General features: G+C 58.5%; 19 protein-coding genes and 3 pseudogenes. 5 read left to right on the top strand and 17 right to left on the bottom strand.

What is annotated here, in order from left to right:
• The 10 genes and pseudogenes from X735_RS1000000170035 to X735_RS139125 all read right to left on the bottom strand — a co-directional run.
• Positions 1 to 306 (bottom strand): annotated as a pseudogene (locus X735_RS1000000170035) (HlyD family efflux transporter periplasmic adaptor subunit); the annotation flags it as partial.
• Between the two features lie 620 nt (positions 307 to 926).
• Positions 927 to 1,188: pseudogene (locus X735_RS1000000169415) on the bottom strand (hypothetical protein); the annotation flags it as partial.
• Between the two features lie 30 nt (positions 1,189 to 1,218).
• Positions 1,219 to 2,238, bottom strand: a complete 1,020-nt coding sequence (locus X735_RS139090) for a LysR family transcriptional regulator (RefSeq protein ID WP_023813727.1) — start codon at positions 2,236 to 2,238, stop codon at positions 1,219 to 1,221.
• A 66-nt stretch (positions 2,239 to 2,304) separates the two neighbouring features.
• Entirely contained in the window at positions 2,305 to 3,093 is a 789-nt protein-coding gene (locus X735_RS139095) for an ABC transporter permease (protein WP_023736275.1), read from the bottom strand.
• A 3-nt stretch (positions 3,094 to 3,096) separates the two neighbouring features.
• Positions 3,097 to 4,008, bottom strand: coding sequence for a nodulation factor ABC transporter ATP-binding protein NodI (nodI, locus tag X735_RS139100; RefSeq protein ID WP_023736276.1), 912 nt, complete (start codon positions 4,006 to 4,008; stop codon positions 3,097 to 3,099).
• A 4-nt stretch (positions 4,009 to 4,012) separates the two neighbouring features.
• Positions 4,013 to 4,297: a carbamoyltransferase N-terminal domain-containing protein gene (locus tag X735_RS139105; RefSeq protein WP_023766915.1), complete on the bottom strand. Its 285-nt coding sequence runs from the start codon at positions 4,295 to 4,297 to the stop codon at positions 4,013 to 4,015.
• Between the two features lie 34 nt (positions 4,298 to 4,331).
• Positions 4,332 to 4,874, bottom strand: a pseudogene (gene nodS, locus X735_RS139110) (nodulation methyltransferase NodS); the annotation flags it as partial.
• A gap of 244 nt (positions 4,875 to 5,118) precedes the next feature.
• Entirely contained in the window at positions 5,119 to 6,477 is a 1,359-nt protein-coding gene (gene nodC, locus X735_RS139115; RefSeq protein ID WP_023813725.1) for a chitooligosaccharide synthase NodC, read from the bottom strand.
• A gap of 14 nt (positions 6,478 to 6,491) precedes the next feature.
• Positions 6,492 to 7,151, bottom strand: a complete 660-nt coding sequence (gene nodB, locus X735_RS139120) for a chitooligosaccharide deacetylase NodB (protein ID WP_023760354.1) — start codon at positions 7,149 to 7,151, stop codon at positions 6,492 to 6,494.
• The gene (locus X735_RS139125) at positions 7,148 to 7,741 is read right to left on the bottom strand and encodes a NodA family N-acyltransferase (protein ID WP_023736281.1); all 594 of its coding nucleotides are present in this window, start codon (positions 7,739 to 7,741) and stop codon (positions 7,148 to 7,150) included. The genes nodB and X735_RS139125 overlap by 4 nt, the downstream gene beginning before the upstream one ends.
• 237 nt (positions 7,742 to 7,978) lie before the next feature.
• Between X735_RS139125 and X735_RS139130 the strand changes: the two genes are divergently transcribed.
• Positions 7,979 to 9,004, top strand: coding sequence for a LysR family transcriptional regulator (locus X735_RS139130; protein WP_023813724.1), 1,026 nt, complete (start codon positions 7,979 to 7,981; stop codon positions 9,002 to 9,004).
• Positions 9,005 to 9,503: 499 nt separating this feature from the next.
• Here X735_RS139130 and X735_RS139140 read toward each other — a convergent pair whose 3' ends face one another.
• From X735_RS139140 to X735_RS139150, 4 genes are all read right to left on the bottom strand, one after another.
• Entirely contained in the window at positions 9,504 to 10,535 is a 1,032-nt protein-coding gene (locus X735_RS139140) for a LacI family DNA-binding transcriptional regulator (protein WP_023736284.1), read from the bottom strand.
• A 305-nt stretch (positions 10,536 to 10,840) separates the two neighbouring features.
• Positions 10,841 to 12,169 (bottom strand): dicarboxylate/amino acid:cation symporter, encoded by a 1,329-nt coding sequence (locus X735_RS139145; protein ID WP_023770900.1) that lies wholly within the window; start codon positions 12,167 to 12,169, stop codon positions 10,841 to 10,843.
• A gap of 474 nt (positions 12,170 to 12,643) precedes the next feature.
• Positions 12,644 to 12,829, bottom strand: coding sequence for a hypothetical protein (locus tag X735_RS1000000168175; protein ID WP_196815355.1), 186 nt, complete (start codon positions 12,827 to 12,829; stop codon positions 12,644 to 12,646).
• 14 nt (positions 12,830 to 12,843) lie between these two features.
• Positions 12,844 to 13,425, bottom strand: a complete 582-nt coding sequence (locus tag X735_RS139150) for a mobilome CxxCx(11)CxxC protein (protein ID WP_023813722.1) — start codon at positions 13,423 to 13,425, stop codon at positions 12,844 to 12,846.
• A 138-nt stretch (positions 13,426 to 13,563) separates the two neighbouring features.
• On the opposite strand from X735_RS139150, the gene X735_RS139155 reads away from it, so the two are divergent.
• The 4 genes from X735_RS139155 (at position 13,564) to X735_RS139170 (ending at position 19,208) form a co-directional block, all read left to right on the top strand.
• Complete coding sequence (locus X735_RS139155; protein ID WP_023813721.1) at positions 13,564 to 13,812, top strand: DUF2188 domain-containing protein; 249 nt, start codon at positions 13,564 to 13,566, stop codon at positions 13,810 to 13,812.
• 1,140 nt (positions 13,813 to 14,952) lie between these two features.
• Positions 14,953 to 16,719 (top strand): nif-specific transcriptional activator NifA, encoded by a 1,767-nt coding sequence (gene nifA, locus X735_RS139160; protein ID WP_081734973.1) that lies wholly within the window; start codon positions 14,953 to 14,955, stop codon positions 16,717 to 16,719.
• Positions 16,720 to 16,938: 219 nt separating this feature from the next.
• On the top strand, positions 16,939 to 18,078 hold the full coding sequence (gene hisC / locus X735_RS139165; RefSeq protein ID WP_031213725.1) for a histidinol-phosphate transaminase: 1,140 nt from the start codon (positions 16,939 to 16,941) through the stop codon (positions 18,076 to 18,078).
• Positions 18,079 to 18,167: 89 nt separating this feature from the next.
• The gene (locus X735_RS139170) at positions 18,168 to 19,208 is read left to right on the top strand and encodes an LLM class flavin-dependent oxidoreductase (RefSeq protein WP_023736289.1); all 1,041 of its coding nucleotides are present in this window, start codon (positions 18,168 to 18,170) and stop codon (positions 19,206 to 19,208) included.
• Between the two features lie 600 nt (positions 19,209 to 19,808).
• On the opposite strand, the gene X735_RS139175 is transcribed toward X735_RS139170, so the two are convergent.
• The 3 genes from X735_RS139175 to X735_RS139185 form a co-directional block, all read right to left on the bottom strand.
• Positions 19,809 to 21,701 (bottom strand): ABC transporter ATP-binding protein, encoded by a 1,893-nt coding sequence (locus tag X735_RS139175; protein ID WP_023813718.1) that lies wholly within the window; start codon positions 21,699 to 21,701, stop codon positions 19,809 to 19,811.
• Between the two features lie 22 nt (positions 21,702 to 21,723).
• Positions 21,724 to 23,568, bottom strand: coding sequence for an ABC transporter ATP-binding protein (locus tag X735_RS139180; RefSeq protein ID WP_031213724.1), 1,845 nt, complete (start codon positions 23,566 to 23,568; stop codon positions 21,724 to 21,726).
• A gap of 72 nt (positions 23,569 to 23,640) precedes the next feature.
• On the bottom strand, positions 23,641 to 24,546 hold the full coding sequence (locus tag X735_RS139185; RefSeq protein ID WP_031213722.1) for an SIR2 family protein: 906 nt from the start codon (positions 24,544 to 24,546) through the stop codon (positions 23,641 to 23,643).

Below are 24,546 nucleotides of genomic sequence, written 5' to 3'. Positions count from 1 at the left end.
CAGCTGCGATCCGGCTGACATATCCGTTCAATTCCGGCGTGGTTCTCAGATTGAAGGCTGACATCCGCAGCACGGCCTTGTGACCAAGCTGGATTTGGTCGATGTCCTTCGGGGTGATCCGTACTTCCAGCGCAAGATCGTCGCCTTCCGGCACGATTAGCATGATCGGATCGGCGGGCGTAATCACTCGAGCGTATGAACTGCGAGTTGTTGAATGGTGCCTGACTGCGGCGCCACGATATCGATCCGTCGCAGTTCCTGTTCAGCCGCCACCTTGCGCTCACCATACTCCCCGACCTGCGCCTCGCTGGACGAGGACAAGTTCCGCTGGCCGCGGGTGGAGAACGGCGTGATCCGGCTTGCCGCGCCCAACTGATGGCGCTCGTCGAAGGCATGGACTGGCGCGCTCAAGCCGAACGGAGACGGCGTCCGACGTCGGCCGGATAGGCCGTGGCGACGTGACTCAGGCGCAAAAGGCGGGCCTCTGGCCGTGCAAAATAAGCTTTTGTCGGCGTCATGAAGAGAAGCGCTTTGGCCCGTCTCCACGAAATCGTTCCGCTCAAGGCGATATTCGTCCCCATGGCGGCGGAGAAGGCCGAACTGCAACAACTCCGGAGCGAACACTCAAGGCCGAGATCGTCCGGATGGCGACACTCAACGAGCGTGCCCAGGAGAGGCTCGCCGACCTTCAGGGATCGTCAAGCAGCTGGAGCGCGGCGCTTCGGTCGCAGCTCCGAGAAGCTCGAACGTGCCCAGGAGGCCTTCGCCTTCGAATCCAGACCGGGCTCGGCGCGATTGAGTCCGAACTCGAGGCCGCAAGGCCGCAAGGCCGCAAGACCGACAGGCGAGCCGCGACGTGCTGCGCGACCGCGCAAGGCGTTCCCGGTGCATCTGGAGCGGGTCGAGATCGTCATCCGGCTCGACCCATGGGGGAAGAAGCGCTCCCGCAGCCAATCGTCCAGTCCGTCAAACGCCGTCGGCCGCACGGGCTTGCGAAACGGAACAGTCCCGCCCTCGCTTAGATGCCGATGCACGGTGTTGCGCGCGCACCCGAATTCCTTCGCCCGTCGGTTCCCCGCCAACCTCATGCCGCCGCAGCATCGCTGCCACCTCTTCAGGCTGAAGGATCTGCTCTCCCTGCATCGTTCTCGACAATGCAGGAATCGCCCAATCCCAATCGCCATCCATGCCTCCTCTTATAACCGAGGGGTCAGTTTCTCAATTCGGCCGACAACTGAGACGTCCGGTGCTCTTAGGCAGGGCAATCATACGAGATGCCTCCTGCAACATCATTTCCCGCATCCATAGGCTTGCCGGATCATTATTGTGAAGCGCAGGCCATTGGATGGCCTCCGTGAATGCGGCAGGAAGTGGCGGCGGAAGTTCGACAATCCGCAAGGGTGTTAATTTCGCGAAATGCTGCGCCAGCCGCAACGGCATGGTCCCGATGCGGCTGGTGCCTGATAGAAGGGGCGGGATCATGCTAAAGGCGTGTACGACGACCTCGATACGTCTCTCGAAACCGTTCTCGAGCAAATACCATTCCTCGATGGAGGGCTGCCGGGTGTCCCCGAATTTAAGCACAACCTGCCCCATCGACAAGTATCGGTCGAATGTAAGTGGCTCTGACAGCTGCTTGTTCGTGCCGCAGCCTACGCATACGAGCATATCTTCGAACAGNAATGTAAGTGGCTCTGACAGCTGCTTGTTCGTGCCGCAGCCTACGCATACGAGCATATCTTCGAACAGGGCTGCGCGAGGATGTTTCGACATGAACACTTCCGGCATAATCAGAAAATCAACGTCGCCGCGCCGGAGAAGCTCCTCGGGGTCGTCGGAAATAGGCAGACATTCGAAGCGGACGGCGGGAGCTTCCCGCGCAGCACGCTTTACGATCTTCTTAAAAAATACGAGTGTGAGGTAATCGGAAAGGATGATGCGGAAACGACGATCCGATCCGACCGGGTTAAAGGGGTCCCAGGAAATAATCGACAGCTGGATGTGCAGCAATGCCTCCCGGACTGCTGTGGCGAGCCCCTCCGCGCGCGGTGTCAAAATGAGTTCGCGGCCGTTCATCGTAAATAGCTCATCGCTGAAATAGGCGCGTAACCGACCGACGGCGGCGCTCATGGCCGGCTGACTCAGGTTAATACTGCGGGCTGCGGCGGTGACTTTACGCTCCCTGATCAAAGCGTCCAGCACAACGAGGAGATTTAGATCGAGTCCCTTAAAACGCATGCATTGACCTATCCGACCCGTGGATGGGTATCGCCCAAACAATCAATTTCACGAATGGTGAGAGCGTCAACGCATCAGCCGACGACGAAACAGAGCAACCGATAGGAAGAACGGCAAAACCGTGTATATGCAAAGCGCGCCGATATGCAGGCCCATGCTGCCGGCCGGACGGCCAAGCATCGCCGGACGAATGAGGTCAATTGCATGTGCGAGGGGCAACAAGGAGGCGACGTCCTGAAAAGCGCCGGGCAATTGGTTGACCGGAAACATCGCGCCGCAAAGGAAGAGCATGGGTGTTATAACAAGGGTATTATAAAATATGAAATATTCATAACTGGGCGCAAGCGCCGTGACGACCATCGCTAGACTCGCGAAGGCGAGGCCACTGAGAGCGATGACTGGCAGCAAGCAGAGGATGGATGGCCACGATGCGTAGCCTAGCGTGGTCGCAACAATAGTGATTGCTGTGCCCGCCATCAGGGCCTTGGTGGCTGCCCAGGCCAATTCGCCGAGTAAGATATCGCCGAGCGTCAGCTGAGTGCATAGCATTCCTTCCCAGGTGCGCTGGTCGCCCATGCGGCCGAAACTCCCGTAAACCGTTTCAGCGGTCGCCGATGCCATCGCGCTTGTGGCAACCATGCCAGCCGCGAGAAACGCAATGTACGAAGTGCCCTCAACAGGACCTATCATTGTTCCGATTCCAAAGCCGAGACCGAACAGATAGATCATCGGATCGGCGAGGTTGCCGAGCACCGATGCAAGCCCGATTTTCTTCCATCCAAGATAGTTGCGGCGCCAAACCGCGACCCAATTCCACGCATTGGCGGGCATGCCCGCCGCATAACGTTCGCCCATTGTTCAGTCCTCCATCTCGCGCCCGGTTAGCCGCAAAAACACATCCTCGAGATTGGGGGGACGCTGCAGAAGGCGTAGACCCGCGCGCCCGCGTAGCTGCGCCAGCACCTGCTCCGGATCGGGTGCATAGCAAAAAAGCGTCTCACCGCTCACCTCGATGCGCTGTGCGTACGGCCGGATCAGCGCACCCAGTTCATGCGGATTGCCGCCGTAGACCTCGACCACGTCACAGCCGATCTGCTCGTCAATGAGTGCGGACGGGCGGCCTTCGGCGATCTTGCGCCCCTCCTCCATAACGCACAGCCGATCGCACAGCCGCTCGGCCTCTTCCATGAAATGGGTAGTCAAAAGAATAGTCTTGCCCCGCGCCAGCAGCGATCGCAGCCGTTCCCAGATCAGGTGGCGGGCCTGCGGATCGAGGCCGGTGGTCGGCTCGTCCATCACCAGCAAGTGCGGGTCATTGATCAGCGCACGCGCGAGCGTCAGGCGCCGCTTCATGCCGCCGGACAGTTCGGCGACGCGCGCATCCGCTTTGTTCTCGAGGCGGGCGAACTCAAGCAGCGATGGTATGACCGCATCGATCTGGCGTCTGCTCATCCGGAAGTAGCGCCCGAACACCAACAGGTTCTCGCGTACAGTGAACGCGGTATCAAGATTGTCGAACTGCGGGACCACGCCGATGCGCATACGTGCCAAACGCGCGCGCGCCGGCACTGGAACGCCGAGCACAGTAATCTTCCCCGCATCGGGCGATGTCATGCCGAGGACCATACGCGCAATCGTGCTTTTGCCCGCGCCGTTCGGTCCCAAGAGCCCGAAGCATTCCCCCGCCGCAACGCGGAACGACAGTCTGTCGACAACGAGCTTGTCATAAGTTTTGCTTACGTCAGTAAGATCGATCGCTACCATGGACATGGGTTCATTTTACCGAGAGGGACGCCAAGACTGGCGGTTGCTTGGTTGCCTGCCGGACCTGAAACTGTGACTCGTCTTCGCCATCCCAGCCGTCGATAACGAACTGATCGACGTCACAAGGATTTAGCCCCTGTTCCGGTAAAGCGGCGACAATTGCGTAGAGATTATCGATGGCTTGGTAACGCGGATCGTTGTGCCGCTTTTCCTGGTCAACGCAGAAGACGAGCCGTCCATCCTCGACCAGGGCGATCGCCCCATCATGGGTCAGCTTGATACCAAAGATGCGCATAGTGTCTCCAGGTTAACGGCGATAGATTCGATCATCAGGAAGCGGAAAGCGGGTTTCGGAAACGGACGAGCAAGCAGTCTTCGTTGACCGACTCGCCCCGACACTCAAGACGCTCTACCTCGATCAACGTTTCGTTCAGCATGGCGATGACCGGCTCAGCACCAGCGGCGTGACCCCAGCGACGGCAATTAGCATCCCTTGCCGATCCGAAGATCAGATGCCCGCCAGGCGCAAGCACCCGCACCAGGTTTTTGACGGCCGCGCGCATCTCGGCTATGTCTTCGAGATAGTAGAGGACCTCCGCCACAACGATCAGGTCAAACAACTCGTCGGTCGAAAACTGTTGAACATCGGAGACTATCCAGTTGATGCGCGACGGCTCGTTTATCCGTTGACGTGCTCGAGCAATCGCTTGCGCCACGACATCGATGACGGTGAGCCCTTGGCAGTAGGGGGCTAGTTTTTCCGTGAATGCGCCGGCAGCGCACCCGACTTCGAGGGCATTTGTAATGGAGCCTTGGGCAAGCGCCAGCTGGAGCATTTGCGTGTGGCGCTTCCGCTCGAACGGATTGCCGTCGNGAGCCCTTGGCAGTAGGGGGCTAGTTTTTCCGTGAATGCGCCGGCAGCGCACCCGACTTCGAGGGCATTTGAAATGGAGCCTTGGGCAAGCGCCAGCTGGAGCATTTGCGTGTGGCGCTTCCGCTCGAACGGATTGCCGTCGAGAAGCCACGGATCGTCTGCGGCCAATTCCCGATCAAGCAACTGATGATTCACGTTCGGGGTCAAACTCGTGCACCTCTCGTCCACTAGGTAATTAGCGATCACTCGTCGCCGCAAATGTTGCCCGACAGCACTAATTCCGAAGAATCCCGCGCAAGATTGAGCCTGCGAAGCGGAGCCGCATGCGGCGAGAATTCTGCCCTGCTGGAACCAGTGATCGGAGTTTGGGTAGGGGCCTGTTTTCCCCCAGTGTTCGATGTAGCGACAGCAGAGCCTCGCGACAGCCAATCGCTATTGCTCAATGTACACAGCGCGTAGGCTTTCAACGGAAGCAAGAGAAAGATGTTGATGAACGTGTGCAGCGAAAAGCCCAGAAATCGAAACTGTCGGGCACGAACTGCTACCACGCTGCATCGGAGCATGGTCATGGACACAATCATCAGTCCTGTCCACCAAGGCACAGAGCCTGTCAGTGCGAAATGTGCGAGGCCCGTTAATACCGATACGGCGAGGAGTAGCGCGCCGAGATTCTGTCCGACCACGTCCAACGTGAGATAGCTATTTAGGCTGGGCAGCAAGCGCAGCCCAAGCAGCGTGTCCCGGAATGTGCTTCGTGCCCAACGGAGTTGTTGGCGCAGATACGGTCCGAGTCTGTTCGGGACGACTGTGGCCGCGATGGCGCTCGGAACGTACTCGGTTCGAAAGCCTGCTTTCAGCATCAGGATAGTAAGATGGCGATCCTCACCGAAGTCGCTTGGCTTGCCCCGAAAAAACTGCGACTCGTACTGGTCCAGTAATAAAAGGAGCGCAGACCGGCGGTACATGGCACATGGGCCGCAACAGCACATAACGGCACCGAAGCGAGCCTGCGCCGCGCGCTCCTCGTTGCAAGCCAGCCAGTACTCCATGTCTATCAGCCTAGTCAGCCAGCTCTCGGTCCGGTTACTGGCCCTCAACTGACCCATGACTGCGCCGACCGCTGAATCTCGCATTTTCGGTACAAGCTTGGCAATGACGTCGGACGCGAGTAACGTGTCTGAATCAACGTTAAGCACCAGATCCCCTGATGAGCGGCGTATCGCGGCGATCTGCGCCTTGCGCTTTCCAACATTCTCGGGAAGCAAAATGATGTCGAACCTGGGGTCGCGCGCGTAGGCTTCGTGGACAGTTCCTAAGGCTTCGCGATTTCCAGAACCGTCATCAACCACATAGACCCGAAGTCTTCCGGCGTATTCTTGGTCGGCAATGGAAGCCAGGCACTCTGAAAGCGTGCGCGGATCCTCGTTGAAGCAGGGGACGATGACATCCACGCTGGGCAGTTGATCGGAGCCGACGAGAACCTCCAACGCCGATGAGTCGTTTGTCGGCAGAGCATAAATCCCCTGCATGCTCTTATAAGCAGTTGAGAGCAGCGCATAAAGCGATATGGCCACAGTGCTGGTTGTACCAAGAAGAGTCATGGGATCTCGTTTGTTCAGTGATGTTGAGGAAGTGAGCGGATTACAAATCCGCGCTCACGCAATGCTGGAATCAGCCGGGACAGCGCCGTGACCGTCTGGTCGCGCAGACCGGCGTGAGCGCCCTGGCTTAACTCGCCGGGAGGGCATCCGTCGTGCAAGAGTACGATTGCGCCCGGCCGGACAGAGGCGAGCACTTTATCGATAATCGCGTCGACCCCAGGGCGAGACCAATCTCGAGGGTCGACGGACCAATGGAGGGCCGCCAGCCCGGCGATCTGTGAGGCTGTGAAGACTTCTTCGCTCCAGGCGCCGTAGGGCGCGCGAACATAGCGCACCGAGGCCTGCGGGCACGCTCTCATGATGGCGTCGTTCGCTTCAAAGACCTCACGTTGCACTTCGCCGAAACCGCATTGGTACAGATCCGGATGAGACATCGTGTGGTTGCCTACCTCGTGCCCTTCTGCGACCATCCGTTGGATTAGATCTGGGTGCTCTAAGGCGTAGGCGCCGATGACGAAGAAAGTCGCCGGCACCCGCTGCTCTGCCAGCACATCGAGAATCTCCGGTGTGAAAAGTGGATTGGGACCGTCGTCAAACGTCAGATAAACGCTGCGACGGCCGGTGCCGTCAGAGCACTCACGGCGCACTTCGTACAAGCAATCGGGACGGCTCATAGCTCTGGTCCGTTCCGATCTATCATCGTGCCCGTGGGCCATTCGCTGATCGGCCGTCCAACCGGCAGAACAATGGTGAGTGCGTCATCGATGCGTGTGGGCGGCAGGTCGAGGCGGGCCTCTGGTCGGGTCGAGCGCACGCGAATTCCCGACAAAACGGCCAAAGGCCTGTATCGCCGCCCGAACCTCTCAACATGATTCCGCAGCGCGTCCCGGACCGTTCCGAAAGCGAATGGAACGCCAAGCTCCTGCAGTATTGGAAGCATGACATGGATTGAATGGGCGATTCCGAGACCCTCAAGGTCCGGGCGTACCCCGTACAGGCCCAGCTCAGCCACCAACAGGTCGACCGCGTCAACCTTGATGAAACGGCGCAGTATGCCCATGTGAGCCGCTACACCACTTGAATCATAGGCGATCACGCGGAGTTCAGGCCTGGCTCCGGCCCAGCTTCGACTACCTTCGAACGGTTCTGCGTTGGACGCCCCAGTCGGCCCGTACGTATCACGAAAGAACTCGGCGAGCTCAACGTGATCGGAGAGCTGCAATTCGTTTTCCCAGCACAACTTCCACTGCACCTGGTGGCGCATTCAGGACCTCTCTTCATATTAGTTTTTGCGGCCGCATTACCCGACCAAAGCGGCGCTGTTGGCTGCATTCAGCCGTTGTCGTTGGCGAAGGTGAGCCAGACGCTCTCTCGAAGTTCCGGCCCGTGTCGTCGATTTGAGCTTGACGTCGCTCATTAACGTTCCTCTAATGCATGGCTCGTAAATTCGTAAAATTGATTGTTTGAATGATACGCATCCACACGTTGGATAGAACATGACATGCGTTTCAAGGGACTCGATCTAAATCTCCTCGTTGTGCTGGACGCTCTGATGAGGGAGCGTAAAGTCACTGCCGCGGCTCGCAGTATCAACCTGAGCCAGCCGGCCATGAGCGCCGCCGTTGCTCGGTTACGCGCCTATTTCAACGATGAGCTATTTACGATGAACGGCCGCGAGCTCATTTTGACACCGCGCGCCGACGGGCTCGCCACAGCAGTCCGGGAGGCATTGCTGCACATCCAGCTATCGATTATTTCCTCCGACGCTTTCAACCCGGCCCAATCGGATCGTCTCTTCCGAATGATGCTTTCCGATTACATCACGATCGTATTTTTTAAGAAGATCGTAGAGCGTGCTGCGCGGGAAGCACCCGCCGTTCGCTTTGAATGTCTGCCTATTTGTGACGACCCCGAGGAGCTTCTCCGGCGCGGCGACCTTGATTTTCTGATTATGCCGGAAGTGTTCATGTCGAAACATCCTCGCGCAGTCCTGTTCGAAGATATGCTCGTATGCGTAGGCTGCGGCACGAACAAGCAGCTGTCAGAGCCACTTACATTCGAGCGATACTTGTCCATGGGGCATGTCGTGCTCAAATTCAGGCACACCCGGCAGCCCACCATGGAGGAATGGTATTTGCTCGAGCACGGTTTCGAGAGACGTGTCGAGGTCGTCGTACAGGGCTTTAGCCTGATCGCGCCCGTCCTGTCAGGCAGCAACCGCATCGGGACCATGCCCTTACGGCTGGCGCAGCATTTCGCAAAAACAACACCCCTGCGGATTGTCCAACTTCCGCCGCCACTTCCTCCTCCCGCATTCACGGAGGCCGTCCAATGGCCTGAGCTTCACAATACTGATCCGGCAAGCATGTGGATGCGGGAAATGATGTTGCAGGAGGCATCTAGCCTGGCGCCTTTGCCTGAAATCAATGAGCGTCTCGGGCACGCCGATCCGACCTTGCGGTTGTTGGTACCGACTGCCACCTCGATTTCGCGTGCGAAGTCCCGGAAGATGTTAAGCCCCACTTAAATACCGGGCCTTTGCCCAGCAGAGCGGCGCAGTTGATTGTCAAGTACGAGGGCCAGGAACGAGCAGAACACACGCCCGGGGTTGCTACTGAATTGACTGCCGCCTCCGATTTTGCTTGCGGAGTCCCAGAAGATGCTCAGCCCCACTTAAATGCCAACGTCGCAGGCCTTGCCCGGCTTTTCACGCGCGGCCAGGCGAGGAGATGGCGGTCGACGTGGTCGATCATCTGTGCCAGCCTCGCTCGGCTACCGGCGTCGACGACAGTCCCCTGCACCGAGAAAGTCGGGCACTTGGCAATGAAGCCGGTCGAGCTTGACGCTGCGGACCCGGCAATTGACCCCGCGCTTCGTGAACGCGTGGCCGATCCGTTCATCTAATCGGCGCTTCATTCTGCCCGGCTGAGGTCCGTGGGTGCGGCCACCCCGCGGGATGGGATCATCATTCAACTTTCTCTCGTTTATGAAAGGAAACTCCCCGCTCACGATAGAGTCCATGAGTTTCATATATTTTCCGGCAGATGGATGTCGAACGGGAGAAATGTCTGTCCGGGCGTTTCAGCGGTGCCGGTCTCGATAGCCCGCGTCATCAGCGTTATCAGCTCCCGGCAAAGTCGGCGCATTGGCGTGGCGACCGCCATCGTGACGATATTATCTGCGAGCGCCGCCCGAGACTCCGGTGTGATTTCATTCACGATCGCGACGAGATCGCGACTTTTGCCCTCTTCTCGGAGCGCGGAGATGGCGCCCTCCATGCCGCCGCCGGCGACATAGAAGCCGACGAGCTCGGGCTCTCGCTGCATGAGATCAAGCGTTGCCTCGTAGGTGATCTGCCGTTTCTCGAGGTTCATGACAGGATCCAGCACCTCGAACGTGGGCGCGTTCTCACGGCAATAGGAGCGAAAGCCGACGTCACGGAGCTCGTGCCCCTGGAAACGATGGCTGCCGACAAAAACCGCCACTTTGCCGGGCCGTTTTGCGACCTTCGACACCATCCAAGCGGCCGTGCGCCCCACCTTGCGGTTGTTAAGGCCGATATACCCCTGTCGCACGCCGGCGGCGAAGTCGGAAAGCAGCGAGAAAACCGGAATGCCTTTGGCCTTGAGGTCCTCAACCGCTGCTGTAATTTTCGGGTGGTCCGGTGCCACCATCGCGATCGCATGGCAGCGTGCGCCCAAATCCTTGAGCCGCGCGATCAGGTCGCTCGGCATATGTGACGGGGCGAATTCGACGAGCGGAATGCCGTGGAAGGACTGGGCCAAATTGACCGATGCTTCGACCTCGCGTGCAAAATCTTGGTAGAAATGCTGGGCCGGTTTTCTCAAGATGAAGCCCAGACGGTAGTGCGGTAGGTCTCGCCGTAAGCGCTGCTTGATTAGCCCGGCAGCATGATAGCCGATCGCGTGGGCGGCGTCGTGGACCCGCCGCGCGGTCTCCTCGCGCACCGGATGGCGGGCGTTCAGAACCCGATCGATCGTTGCTACGCTGACTCGGGCTTCGCGGGCGAGATCGGCAATTGTGGGGCGCTTGGTCATAGGTCCCTATTCTGATCGGTTTTTGACGCGGGCCGGCTCTCTGTCGCCTAACGCGTTGCGGTTTCGGGTGGCAAAGTGAAAACGTCCCATACGAATGGCCAACAGCGTGTTGGACGAACATCATTCCAGACGTAAACCGGCCGGGTATACTGGAAGGCTCATTCGCTTAAAGGGCGGTGACGGTTTGCACTCACACATTTAGCGCTTCGGCTACATGGTCCGTGAGGAGCCGTTTAGAGGCTGCGGGTCGGTCGTTCAGTTCATGTGACCAGCTAGGCGACTTAACAGGTCGTGGGCCGCCCACCTTATTGGGAGGAGGGTAGCCGGTTTGATGCCTCGGCAAGCTGATGACCGCAGAAGGCGGCTTTCATCTGTGCTCGGTCCAATTCTCCTTCCCAGCGGGCGACGACGAGGGATGCCACTGCGTTGCCGACGCAATTCGTCAGCGCCCGGCATTCGGACATGAAGCGGTCGATGCCGAGTATCAGTGCCATCCCAGCAACGGGAACACTCGGAACTACGGCGAGCGTAGCCGCCAGGGTGATGAAGCCCGCGCCTGTGACACCTGCAGCGCCCTTGGAGGAAAGCATTGCTACGAGCAGCAGCAGCACCTGATCGCCGATGGACAGATCCGTGTTCGTCGCCTGCGCGATGAAGAGGGCCGCCAGCGTCATGTAGATATTCGTGCCGTCCAGATTGAATGAGTATCCGGCCGGGATGACGAGACCCACAACCGAACGCCTGGCGCCCGCCTTCTCCATTTTCTGCATCAGCGAAGGGAGCGCCGCCTCCGAGGAGGACGTTGCGAGGACAAGCAGCAGCTCTTCCTTGATGTAGCGAATGAGAGAACAGATCGAGAAGCCGTTGTAGCGACAGACCGCGCCGAGAACCCCGAACACGAAGAGGAAGGCGGTGAAATAGAACGTCGCGACCAGCATCGCGAGGTTGACCACCGAACCGATGCCATATCTGCCGATGGTGAAGGCCATTGCGCCAAAAGCGCCGATCGGCGCGGCCTTCATCAGAATTCCAACGAGCTTGAAGACAGGCGCGATGAGCGCCTGAAGGAAGCAAACGACAGGCTTGCCCGGCTCTCCGGCCATCGCAAGCGCCATGCCGAACAGAACCGAGAAGAACAGCACCTGCAGGATGTCGCCTTCCGCGAAGGCACCGACGATCGTTGGCGGGATGATGTTCATCAGAAAGCCGGTGACCGACTGCTCGCTGGCTTTTGCGGCATAGGTATTCACGGCCTGGACATCGAGCGAGGCCGGATCAATGTTGAGGCCGGCGCCAGGCTGGACGACATTGGCGACGATGAGGCCGACGATCAGCGCGAGCGTCGAGAAGGTGAGGAAATAGACCATTGCTTTACCGGCGACCCGGCCGACCTTATGAAGATCGTTCATGCCGGCAATGCCGGTGGCAATTGTCAGGAAGATGACAGGCGCGATGATCATCTTGACCAGCTTGATGAAGGCATCACCCAGCGGCTTCAGGCTCTCGCCGGTCTCCGGATAAAAATAGCCAATTGCGACGCCGAGCGCGATGGCGGCAAGCACCTGGGCGTAGAGCTTGGTGTAGAAGGGTTTGCGGGGCGCGGGACTCGCGCCGCGAACTTGTGCAGCTGACACTGTTTCTCTCTCCCTGACCGGATCGAGGTGGCGTGACTTCTCCCGGGCTTCTCCCTATCGCGGCGCTCCGGTCGAACGCTGCACCAACGCCGCCGCAATACCCATGCCAGATGAATCCGCATGACCTGAACTGACGTGGGCTCGCCAATGCTGGAGGAATGCGGTGTCAGACCAGCGGGATAGGCCGCGGTCCGGCACGCCCTTGATGGTCTCTGGCAGAGTGCTGCCGGTCGATCCCTCTGGCTAGCGGTTTTGCTGCACAGAGCGTGCTGGGTTCCTCGTTTTAGCCGGCTTTGGACCGCGCCGCATCGCTGGCGCCAGCGCGTACCAAATAGGTCGCCTGTTCATAAGCCCTTCCAGATGACAGGCTAACTTACCCCTGGAAGCGCTCGTTTCTTGACAGCCTACGACTATGCAGCCACTGCAATGCACAGAATAATTTGGATGGGCCTTTGGACGACCCATTTTGGCAAATCAACGCCCGCAGCAGGGGCAGCCGCTTCCAAGCGGTCCCATCGTAATCTGTTCAGACTTTTCGATACGCTCATTGAGTGTGCCGATTTCGGCGCCAGGCCGGGTGATCCGTGTTACAAACTCTTTCCGATCACCCAGAGACAACTTCGTATATCCCCGGATAACCTTGCGCAGTTCATCGTTCATCATCTTCTCCTTATTTAGTTTCCGCCGCAAACGGCGCATTTCTTTTTTGGCCACCAACGCAAACGTCGAGAAATGGGGATTTCGTTACACACCGCACATAACCTTCGATACTCGATCAGCCCGTTTCGCATGCCTAGGTTCTTTTCTTCGGACGTTATGTCCTTCTCGATGTCATGGGAATCTATGATTTTTTGTTGATCGGTCCGCATCCTGAATTCGAGAGCGATATCGTCGACTCGACTTTCGCCGATTGCACGCCAGGCCTCCTCCATTTCATATGAATCGCGCATGGCACGTGAGCTATAGGCCAGATCGTCGTCCCATCGGCTGAAGACTGCCCAAAGAGCGAAAAGCAGTTGGATTGCCGCGGCCACCGCGAGACCAATCTTAAGCACCGTCAGGTAAGTCGCTGGCAGTCCGAATGCGTCTGAGCCCGCAATAGCGCCAAGAATGATGGGAATTGCGAACGCCCAGAAATCGCGCAGCCTCGTAAGAAGCTTAAGTCGCCTCAGACGGCGCGAAAAAACGGTATATGTGCCATGGCAGTTCAGCGCAGAATTCCACGCTTTTGTGCGCATCTCAGCTTCAGTGATCATGTCGGCTCGATGACAAAACATTAACTCAGTGGGAACTGCCGGTCGGCCGCCTCGAATAACATGTGGAAGTGAAGCACGGTAGGTTGTGAATGGAAAAAATATCCGTACTTTACTGCTATTCACAGAGGATAAATCTTCATGACAAAGAAGCCTGACAGAACGGTTTATCAGCGCCCTGCCGACAAAAAGTGGGTAGACAGACGAAATGACGCCGATCGCGGCTTCGTGCATGATACGCAGAAGGACGCAATTCAATCCGCCAAGGAAAAGATCACCAATCAGGGCGGTGGCGAACTGACGGTGAAGGGCCGCGACGGAAAAATTCGTAGCAAGGACTCGGTCGGCGGCGGTAACGATCCCAATCCTCCGAAAGACAAAGAACATTGATGCCTTCCACGCTGCGACGCCGCAGGCCTAATATGGTTGCTTTTCCAGGTCGCCTGCCTGCACGGCAGGTGAGCATCATATTTGCCTGAATTGGCACTACGCCAATTCGCTTGGCGGGTATAGGTTTTCAGCATCGACGCATCCTGCCCTTGCGTGTTCCTCAGGCACTTCCGTTCCGGCCATTCCGCCGCGGTTGTGACCACGGCTCTAGGGAACCCCTGACGGGCTTCCGGACATCGTGTGACAATCCCTTTTGTAAGAGGCGAGTTCCTCTCGCCGGAACGCCTGCGCCACATGGCGCAAATCCGTTGGTCTAGAGGAGGCCGAGAGCTTCGCTTTCCCTGACTAGCCGTGGCACCCATGATGGGATGAATGCGCTGGCACAAGGCGGGAATGACGAGGGTCCAGCACGACCCGTTGATGTTCACTGACAGAGTGCTGCCGGTCGATCCCTCTGGCTCGCGGTTTCATCGGTGGCATCAGAGCGGAGAATTGCTGTGCTCTTTGCAGCGCTCCCGCTGCATGAAAGCGACGTCGAGACGTAGAGCTTGACGCCGCTGGTGATGACCACGACGATGTGATTCAGAAATTGCGAGCACCGCCTACGAAGCCGTACTCGACGCCAGCTTCGCGCCTTCACACGCGACACCGCCGCCGCATGATCAACTCGAGAAAAATGGCGGTTGCCGCAACCGACCAGTGTCGTTGGCGGTTATTGTCGCTCCAGCCCCTCCTTCGCAGGCGCTGGTGAATGCACGGCCCGGCATTTACACTCGGCGCGGTCAGCCGCTCGGGCACCGCATCGCCGGCGCAAGTATTTCCGTCGTTCAACGGCAAAAACAGAATTGATGTATTCTATCATATGCCGCGAGGTTTCCTTTCACGAATGAAAGAAAGCTCGATTGACTATCCCGCCTCGCTCCAGTCTGTTGAAAACAACGTGTGGTTGCCTTGGTGCAAGCCGAGACCATGGCCAAGCTTCGTGGAGGGGAGAGCCAAGCGATGCATCAGGGTTCGATCCGCTTCGCACTCGACCAAACGGCGGCACGAGTTCACGTCGGAGTATTTTCGGGCCTGCTCGCGACGCCGCGGGCGCACATGCCGCCGGCTTACGTTTGATGGCGCGAGATCGAGGATCACATGCACCACAACATTCGCAAATCAGAACAAAATGCCAGCGAGTGCGGCATATCGCTGCCGGATGCGATAAGAGGTTGTCCAACGTCCGAGACGAATCCTGCGAATGGGGTATTGCACGAGCGCGCCCTCATCGGAATCTTCGAAATATCGAAAATACTCACCGGTCCCGCCCGGCTCGAACTCACGTTGGCCAAGGTCGTTGATCTCCTGCACTCGTTAGTGCAGATGCGGCACGGCATCATCACTCTCTGCGATGCCGAGGCCGGACTGGACATCACCGTGGCCAGCGACTGCGACACGAACAGCAATGAGCCCTCCCGGTCGCGCGTGCCGCGCAACGCCATCGATCAGATTGTGACGACGGACACGCCGCTCATCGCCGAGGACATAGCGATGCATCCGGCCTTCACTGCCGCTGACATCGAGGTGCTTGGGGCCTCCGACACCGTGTCCTTCATCGGCGTTCCCATTCGTGTTGATGGGAACGCCGTAGGCGCGCTGACTGTGGACAGGGCTTTGGAAAGCAGGTCAAGCTATCGGCTCGATTACGATGTCCGACTGCTCACCATGATTGCCAACATGGTGGGACAGACAGTCAAGTTGCACCGCTTCTCCGCGGGGGACCGCGAGCGACCGCCGGAGTTGGAAGACCGGCTGCAAACGAAATTTTCAGATGTTAAGCACCCTGCACCCCGGCGCAAAAAAGTTCATGTCGAGGGGATGATTGGTGACAGTCCGGCGATAAGCGCGCTGCTGGAGAAGATCGCGATCGTAGCCAAGGCAAAAACCACGGTTCTGTTGCGAGGCGAGTCCGGTACCGGGAAGGAGCTGGCTGCCAAGGCAATTCACGAGTTGTCGCCGCGCGCCAAGCGGCCCTTCGTTAAACTCAATTGTGCAGCGCTCCCAGAGACAGTCCTGGAATCCGAATTGTTCGGTCATGAGAAGGGTGCCTTCACAAGCGCATTCAATTCCCGCAAGGGGCGCTTTGAGCTCGCTGACAAGGGGACGTTGTTTCTGGATGAGATTGGCGAGATCTCGGCCTCGTTCCAGGCAAAGCTGCTGCGCGTGCTGCAGGAGCAGGAGTTTGAGCGCGTCGGCAGCAATCAGACCATCAAGGTCGATGTTCGCGTGATTGCCGCCACGAACAGGAACCTGGAAGAGGCGGTTGCAAGGAATGAGTTCCGCGCCGACCTATACTACCGCATCAACGTGGTTCCCTTGCTGGTACCAGCATTGCGCCAGAGGCGCAGCGATATTCCGCTGCTCGCAGCTGAGTTTCTCAAGAAGTTCAACGACGAGAACGGCTGTACGCTTACCTTCGATCCATGTGCGATTGAAGTGCTGATGAAATGTGAGTTTCCCGGCAACATTCGCGAGCTTGAAAATTGCGTGCACCGGACAGCAATCCTGGCCGAGGGACTATCAATCGGGAGAAACGACTTTGCCTGCTCGCAAGGCCAATGCTTTGCCGAGGCGCTGTGGAAGTGCAGATCGGGCAAGGCCGCGCTGCAACCAGCGCCGATCCTGCCGGGGTCAGTGAATCCGGCCACGCCGCCGGATGCGGCAGCCTGTTCGGCCGCGACCACAGTCCCGCGTGCCGGCGCAACACACCCAATTGGCGCGAGGACCCCCGACATAGAGCGCGTCATTGCTGCCATGGAAAGATGTGGCTGGGTGCAGGCAAAGGCAGCGCGCCTCCTTGGACTGACCCCGCGCCAGATTGGCTACGTGCTGAGGAAATACGGCGTCGAGATCAAGCGTATCTGAAACCGAGGAGATGAGCTGAGCTGCATAGCGCCTTGCGGCAGCGATGCAGATCCGCGTCCGCGTCCACTCGATTCACCGAGGACAGCCTGGCCGAATTCCCGTGTCTGCGTTGCGACCATCGTGTGAGTGGCAACGCTTCCATCGTCAATCCTGTCCGCCATGTTGCTTTCGTTGCGAGCTCATACGGATGCCCCCTGTTGACTGAAACGGAGTTAAAATATGTCCGATGCAAAACTGCAAACTGTGCTTTCGGCTCTTTCGCCAGTGACGCGACAGTTAGATCCTCTGCCGTCCAACGGACCAGCGCCGGACGGAAATTTTGTCAAGCTGAATACGAATGAAAACCCGTTTCCGTTGCCGCCAATCATAATGCAAAGTGCAGTGGCGGCTCTCAAGTGCCAGTATCTATATCCGGATGACGATAACATCAGCTTGAGGGAAGCGGCGTCCAGCACCTATGGCGTTTCCAGGGATCAGGTCATCGCAGGCAACGGGTCGTCTGAACTGCTCGGACTCATCTACAGAGCTTTCCTCGCGCCTGGCGATAAGGTTGCGATGATGTCGCCAGGGTTTTCGTTCAACCGCAAACTTGCCATGATTCAGGGCGCCGAGTTTCTCGAAGTCGGATGTCAAGCTCATTCCCTGCCAATGGAGCAATTGCTTTCCGGTCCGGCAAAAGACGCCAAGTTCATTATGTTGGCCAATCCAAACAATCCGACCGGAACATTCCTCCCGATAAGCGATATCGAACGCCTCGTAGCACAATCGGACCGCTTGGTTGTCCTTGATGAAGCCTACGTCGACTTTGCACCCGATCATGGCCTGCGCCTCATCAACCAGTATCCGAACGTTCTGATCTTGAGGTCATTCTCGAAAAGCTATGCCGCCGCCGGCATTCGCGTCGGTTTCGGTTTCGGTCACCCTGAAATTATTGGCAGGCTGCGAAACATCCAGAACGTCTTCAACATGAACGTCATCGGGCATGCCGTTGGTATCAGCGTGCTTGCGCATCGCGGCGCCTACGCAGAGAACCACAAGCACATCAAGGATGAACGAGAGCGAATGACAGTCGCGCTGTCGCAACTCGGATTTTCCGTAACGCCCTCCCGCGCAAATTTCTTGCTGGCCCGTGTGCCCGCGGGACAGGACGGCTCATGGTGGCAAGCAGCATTGGAAAGGCAAAAGATACTTGTCGCGTTTTTTCCGGACAAAGGCTTGGAACACTGCATCCGCGTCAGCATCGGCACAAAAGAGCAGATGGATGCATTTCTTGCTGCCGCTGGCGACATTGCTGGAAGCTTAACGGTGCCAAGCTCCAAGGGCAGGGAAGCGTCAGGCTCTGCTTCTTCGTTACGCTGACGTTAATCGGCGATCACACACATCTCTTCCGACTTGCTTGGTCATCCCAGCAAGAGAACAGCCTGCTTTTAAAATCGGGGACTTATCGAGTGACAAACGTCTTTCCTTCAAACCTAGCGTTCGGCATCTTCGATCATCTGGACGAGGATGGCCGCGACATCGGTCGGCAGTACGAAGATCGCCTGATATTAGCAGAGGCGTGCGATCAGCTAGGGTTCTATGCCTATCATCTCGCAGAACACCACTGTACTCCCCATGGGAGAGGTCCATCGCCGAATCTGTTCTTATCGAGCGTCGCCCAGCGCACCCGGCGCTTGCGTCTCGGACCCTTGGTGATGCTGCTTGCGCTTTATCATCCGCTGCGTGCGTTCGAAGAGATCTGTATGCTGGACCAGTTGAGCGGTGGCAGGCTCGAACTGGGCATAGGGCGCGGTGCTCTCCCGATCGAATTGGGCTACTTCGGGATTGGTGCGGACGCGGTGCCGGGCCGTTATGCTGAAGCCAGCGAAATCCTCATGGAAATACTTGTTAATCCGATGAAGGTCGGCACGCTATGCTATCAAGGCCGCCATTTTGATCTCAATGACGTTCCTTTGACGCTAAGACCTCATCAGCGTCCACATCCGCCGACATGGGTCGCTGCCAATCGACCCGAGTCCGCAGCTTGGGCGGCTGCGAATGGAACAAATATCGCGTGTGTAGGACCTTCCTCTTCTGTTCGCAAAACTACTGATGCGTTCCGCGCCTATCGAGAGGACAACGCTGGCGCGGGGGATCAGGCGCAATTTATCGGATTGCTCCGCATGGTCGTGGTTGGGCGTTGTGACACACATGCCTATTCGCTCGCGGCACCTGCTTACGAACGCTGGCTCAAGAGCTTCCAATTCCTTTACGAGCTCAACGCTATCCCCACTCCACCAAACCTGCCGCTGACCTTCGATGCGGCAGTCGAGAGTGAATTGTGCGTGGTAGGATCAGCAGAATCTGTGCGAAAAGCTCTGTTAGGTCAGTTGGAAGAGGCAGGTGCCAACTACCTGCTTTGTCAACTGGCATTTGGAAATCTGCCGCTAGATGCTTCCCTGTACACTGCGACGACCATCCAATCCGAAATCATGGCTCGACTTGGCTGACCATGAAATTCGCAGTCTGAGGTTGAATCGTTGTACAGCGCTCCCTCACATCCACGTGCTCTAGCGTGCACGTGGTGGGGACGGGCAATCGGGAGGGAGGCCAAACTGACGACGAGCCGGCGGCACAGAATACCAGGTTTGTGCGTTGGCTGGCGTCTGGGCCATCTTGTGAACCTGCATGATCCTAAGGAGATGATGGCCGAGCGCGTCACAATGCAGGCACGCGTCTGCTCGTCGCGCTCGCGCTAGCCGTTGCCCATAGCCCGCCGCAGAGGTTCTTCTCGCCCGGGGCGGCGTCGGTGCGGCGCCTCCAGCTTCATCAGCGGCCCGGCGGTAGCAAAGCCGCCACTCGCTTCGGCGCTGTTGAGGGCGCGCTCGCGAGCGGCTTTGCTACGCCCAGCCACCACCAGGAGCGAGCTCGCCCGATGATGGGGTGCACCGCGGTCGGGATACGATGCTGGAGGAAATCGTTCGCAGCCGGTCTTCACGAACTGCGAGGAGTGCTTGTCCTTGAATGCTGCCTGCTGGCCGTCTGCGGTGCCTGAGTGGTCCGCCGACACGCCCGAAAGTCAACGCCACTACCACAAGGCCGCCAAAAAGTCAGGTCTGGGAGCCAGCTTGCACGGTGGTCTCGTGTTCGGGGATGTCGTCGAAGGAGGCATAGTTGAGATAGTAGAGTTTGGAATACAGGCCGCCCATGGCTATTAGCTCATCGTGGTTGCCAGTCGCAACAACTTGGCCATTCTGAAGCACGATGATGCGGTCGGCCCCCCGGATCGTGGCGAGGCGGTGGGCGATGACGAGGCCAGTCCGCCCTTCAAGCAGCTTGATCAGAGCCTTCTGAATCTGCAATTCCGTGTAGCTGTCGATGTTGGCGGTAGCTTCGTCGAGCACGAGGATCTTGGCGTCAGCGACGAGGGCCCGGGCGAAACTGATAAGCTGGCGCTGGCCAAGAGATAAGTTGTCGCCGCGTTCGCCAAGTTGGGTCTCATACCCGTCGGCGAGGCTCATGACGAAGTCATGCGCGCCGACCGCCGTCGCCGCCTCCATCACCTTGTCGCGCGTGGCTTCCGTCTTCTGGTATCGAATGTTCTCGAAGACCGTCCCGGTGAACAGGAATGGCTCCTGCAGCACCATGGCGACCTGGCGGCCGAGCGATTCTTGGGTGAGGTCGCGCACATCATGCCCGCCGACCAGCACCTGACCCTGCTGAACATCATAGAAGCGGTGGACCAGGGCCATCGCACTCGATTTGCCAGAACCGCTCGGTCCGACCAGTGCGACCGTCTCGCCGGGGTTGACCCTGAAGGAGACATTTTTCAGAACCGAACGGTTCGGATCGTAGCCGAATGTGACGTCCCTAAACTCAACCGAGCCGTCCATTTCGGGCGAAAGCACCTCGGCATTGGGTTTGTCCTGAACATCGATCTTGACATCGAGCACATCGGTCAGGCGCTTGCCTGAGGCCATGGCGCGCTGCATGATCGAATATTGCAGGGTGAGTGAGCGGATCGGGTCAAAGAAGCGCTGGATGTAAAACAGGTAGGCTACCAACACGCCCACATCTATACGGCTATTCACGACCATCGAGCCGCCGACCACAATAACGGCGGCCAAGGCGAGGCCCGTCAGGCCATCGACGATAGGCACCATGACCAGTGCATATCTGGCAGCGATCAGTTGGGTCCTGAGGTTGGCATGGGCCCGGTCGTCGAAAAGAATGAAATTCACCTGCTGGCGATCCATCGACTGTATGGTCCGCACGCCGTGAATGGCTTCGGCCAGCGCGCCATTGACGACTGAATTGGTTTCGTGTGCAGCCATGAAGGCGTCGCGGGCACGCGGCAGCCAGACAATGCGGACGATCACCAGGATCGGCAGAACCGACAGCGTCAGGAGGCCGAGGCGAAAGTCGAGCCACAGCATTACGAAAACGATGCCGAAGAGAAGCGCAACATCGCCTAGGGAATATACCGAGGTTTCCAGGAACTCCTGTATGGAGTTAACGTCGCCTTGCAGGCGCGACATCAGACGTCCGACCTCAGTCTTGTCCATGAACGAGAGCGAAACCTTTTGCAGATGGCCAAACATGGCGCGGCGGATGTCGAACAGGACAGTTTCGGCAATTTTCCCATCCAAGGTTTCCTGCATGTAACCGGCGGCGAAATTGACCAAAATCGCCGAAAGGAACGCGCCGACGGCCGCAAGCTGGGCTGAGCGATCGCTCGCTACCGGGTTCATGCCCTGGTCGATCGCGTAGCGGATGATCAAGGGGATGAGAAGCTGCGTCCCGGTGAAGATCAACATCGCGACAATCGTGACAAATACCTTTGCCCGATAGGGATGGACGAAGCCCCAGATCCGGCGGAGGATGCTCTTGTCGAAAGCCCGGCCGAACATCTCCTCCTCGATCCGGTGCGAGCCGACGACCGCGCGCGGAGGGCGTCTGCCGTCGTCACGTTCGGCTTCGAGTTCGCCGGGGCCCTGGTCCATCAGCGGGCGCCCCCATACTGGGTCATATGCTATCACCTGGGCGCGCCTGGAGATCGTAAAGGGCCCTGTAGCGTCCCCGCTTCGCCAGAAGCTCTTCATGCGTGCCGCGTTCTACGATTTCGCCGTTATCGACAAAAAGGATCTGATCGGCATGCAGAAGCGCACTCAGCCGGTGCGCGATGATGATCGTCACCCGATCCTTGGCGAAGCGCCGCGTCGCCGCGCGAATGCGCTGCTCGGTGCCGGCATCGATCGCGGCCATCGAGTCGTCGAAAACGACGACAGAGGGGCGCAGCATCATGGTGCGAGCAATCGTGAGACGCTGGCGCTGGCCGCCAGAGAGAGAGACGCCGCGTTCGCCCACGACCGTCTCATACCCTGCTGGGAGCCCGAGGATGTAGTTGTGGAGCTGGGCGAATTCGCCAGCGCGTTCAATTCGCTGTCTCTTCGCCCAGGGGTCGCCATAAGCGATGTTGTTCTCAATCGTGGTGGTGAACAGGAACGCATCCTGCTGTACAACGGCAACCGCCTTGCGAAGGCTCTCGAGGGTGACATTGCGTATGTCCTGGCCGTCCAACGTGATGGCGCCACCGGTCACGTCGTAAAAGCGGGGGATCAGATGAGCCATCGTCGATTTGCCGGAACCCTGCGGACCGACGATCGCGATCGTCTCGCCTCTCCGGGCCTCAAAGCTGAGGTTCTTCAGAATGGCGCGGTTTTCGACATTGGGGTACGCAAATGAGACATTGTGGAAGCGCAGAGTGCCGTCGCTTATCTCAAGCGGTCTGGCCTCGAGAGCATCCCTGATCGTGATCTCCTGATCGAGGAGACCGAAAAGCCGCGAACCGCAGCTGGAAGCGCGGGCAAAGGCATTGACCATGAGGCCGATCTGGCGGACTGGCATTTGCAGGATGGTCATGAAGGTCAGGAAGGTCGCCATCGTTCCGACGCTGATCTCGCCAGCGATGAGCTTGTTGCCACCGATCCAAAGCACCAATCCCATTGCGAAAAAGAAGGACAAGGTCATCGCCGACGTGCTGGGTACGTAGATGTCAACGAGATCGTTGGCGAGGCCGAGCGCGGTCTTGGAAGCGCGGTCGAACTTCAGCATCTCATAGGATTGAGCCGCAAAAGCGCGGACCACGCGGATGCCTGCGAGATTTTCCTTCATCACGCGGCTTAGTACCGAAAGGCGCTCATAGAGGTCGAGCCAGGTGGCGCGCAGCCTAAGCTGTGTGGTCGATGAGCGCCAGGCGACAAAAGGCACGAAGCTCAGCGCGACCAGGCCGAGCATGAGATCGATCGAGATCATCATGTAGGCGCCGATCCCGATCAGCATGGTGAGCAGGACCACGCGAACGAGCGCGGTGGAAAAATACATCCGCACGCCTTGGAGATCGAGCATTCCGATGGTGATCAGATCGCCTGAATGGACCCGATCGTGAAAGGAAAAGCTGAGACGCTGGATCTTGTCGTAGTAGGCGAGCCGCAGTTCGTACGCGACATGATGCCCGACGGCTTCGGCAAAATAGTTCTGCGCCATCGTGAAAAGGCCGCGTAGCGCGCTGACGGCGAGCAGCAGGAGAGCCGGGGTCCAGAGCGCTTGTCCCGCCGCGCTCCCGGCGACACCGCCCCCGATGGCTGTCTGGGCCTGGTCGACAGCCCGGCCGAGAAGCTGGGGAATGAGCAACTGGAGGATTGCCGCCATGATCGTCGAGCCCATAGCGAAGGCGACCTGCCAGGGATGCCGAAAATTCATGCGCGTTATGCGCAACAGCGTACTCAAATCCCGGCCCCAGCGCGCCGCTTCAACATGGGTCAACGAATTCAGAGCGTTCGTTGCGCTGCCGACAGCATCACTGTTCACGGGTGTATTCCCGACTGCATTTTGCGCCTTCGAGGAAAGCCGAAGGACGCATCATCAAAGGCGACCGCCATTTTAATCCTGTCCACAACCTGCAGCCTTGCCCGTTCCCAGAAGCCGAGCCGCCGCTTGACTAAGTGGCATGTCGATCACCGTGATTCCGCTTGCCGCAAGGAAACGCGCTTCGTTTCTGGTCAGGGTTTCCGCGTCCATTACGGTGCAATAGGGACCGCGGGAGCGCTTCATGATCTGTCTGGCGTAGGTGCGCAGCATCTGATCGTTGAAGCGGCAGCCAACGAAGAAAAATCCACGGGTGATGCGCCGTTCCTTCACCACGTCAGGAATAGGTGTCTGGATATCAATTTCGGTCAGGACTTCGACATAGTCGGAATCTGCGACGAGAAAGTTTTGCGAGGGCCTACTACTCCCGTGAGGTGCATAGAGGACCGTCTTTGCCCCCGATCGGGCGTCGAGCTCCCTCCCGGACAAATCGTAGGTTTTTGTCCAAATGTTGCCGATTTCGTTCGCCCGCGTGACGCCTTGTATCTCAACGACGTCCGTTCGGCCGGTCTCCACGAGAGCCGTGCGCATCGCGCTGTCATACCAGCTGTCGATGATGAGGGAGAGCGGCAGCCTTGCGAGCCAGGCGTGGAGGAGGGTTGGCCTCACCGGCGCTGCGAATATCTCGGTCATCCAAGCTTGAAGCGTCCGGCGATGCCGGCGCTGTTCGATGAACTGCGCAACCGACCACATATTGGTGCGGATCCTGGAAGGGGCGGGCGCCCGTGCATTGAGTGCCGCGGCAACGACCTCCGGAGTATGCGGCACAGGCGGTTCCGCACAGTTGAACCCAAGAAGACCCGGACCGAGATAGGGGATCACCTCATCGGCGGCGAGCGCTGCCTTCGCCAGGTCAAGCAGCTTATCGGCAAAACTGTCCCGCACTATGACAAGGTGGCCCGATGTCAGGATCGTATTCAT

It is taken from the genome of Mesorhizobium sp. L2C084A000 (assembly GCF_000502875.1).
Lineage (GTDB): Bacteria > Pseudomonadota > Alphaproteobacteria > Rhizobiales > Rhizobiaceae > Mesorhizobium.
Note: the sequence above shows the minus strand (reverse complement) of the source record. Positions and strands in the feature narration are given on the sequence as shown.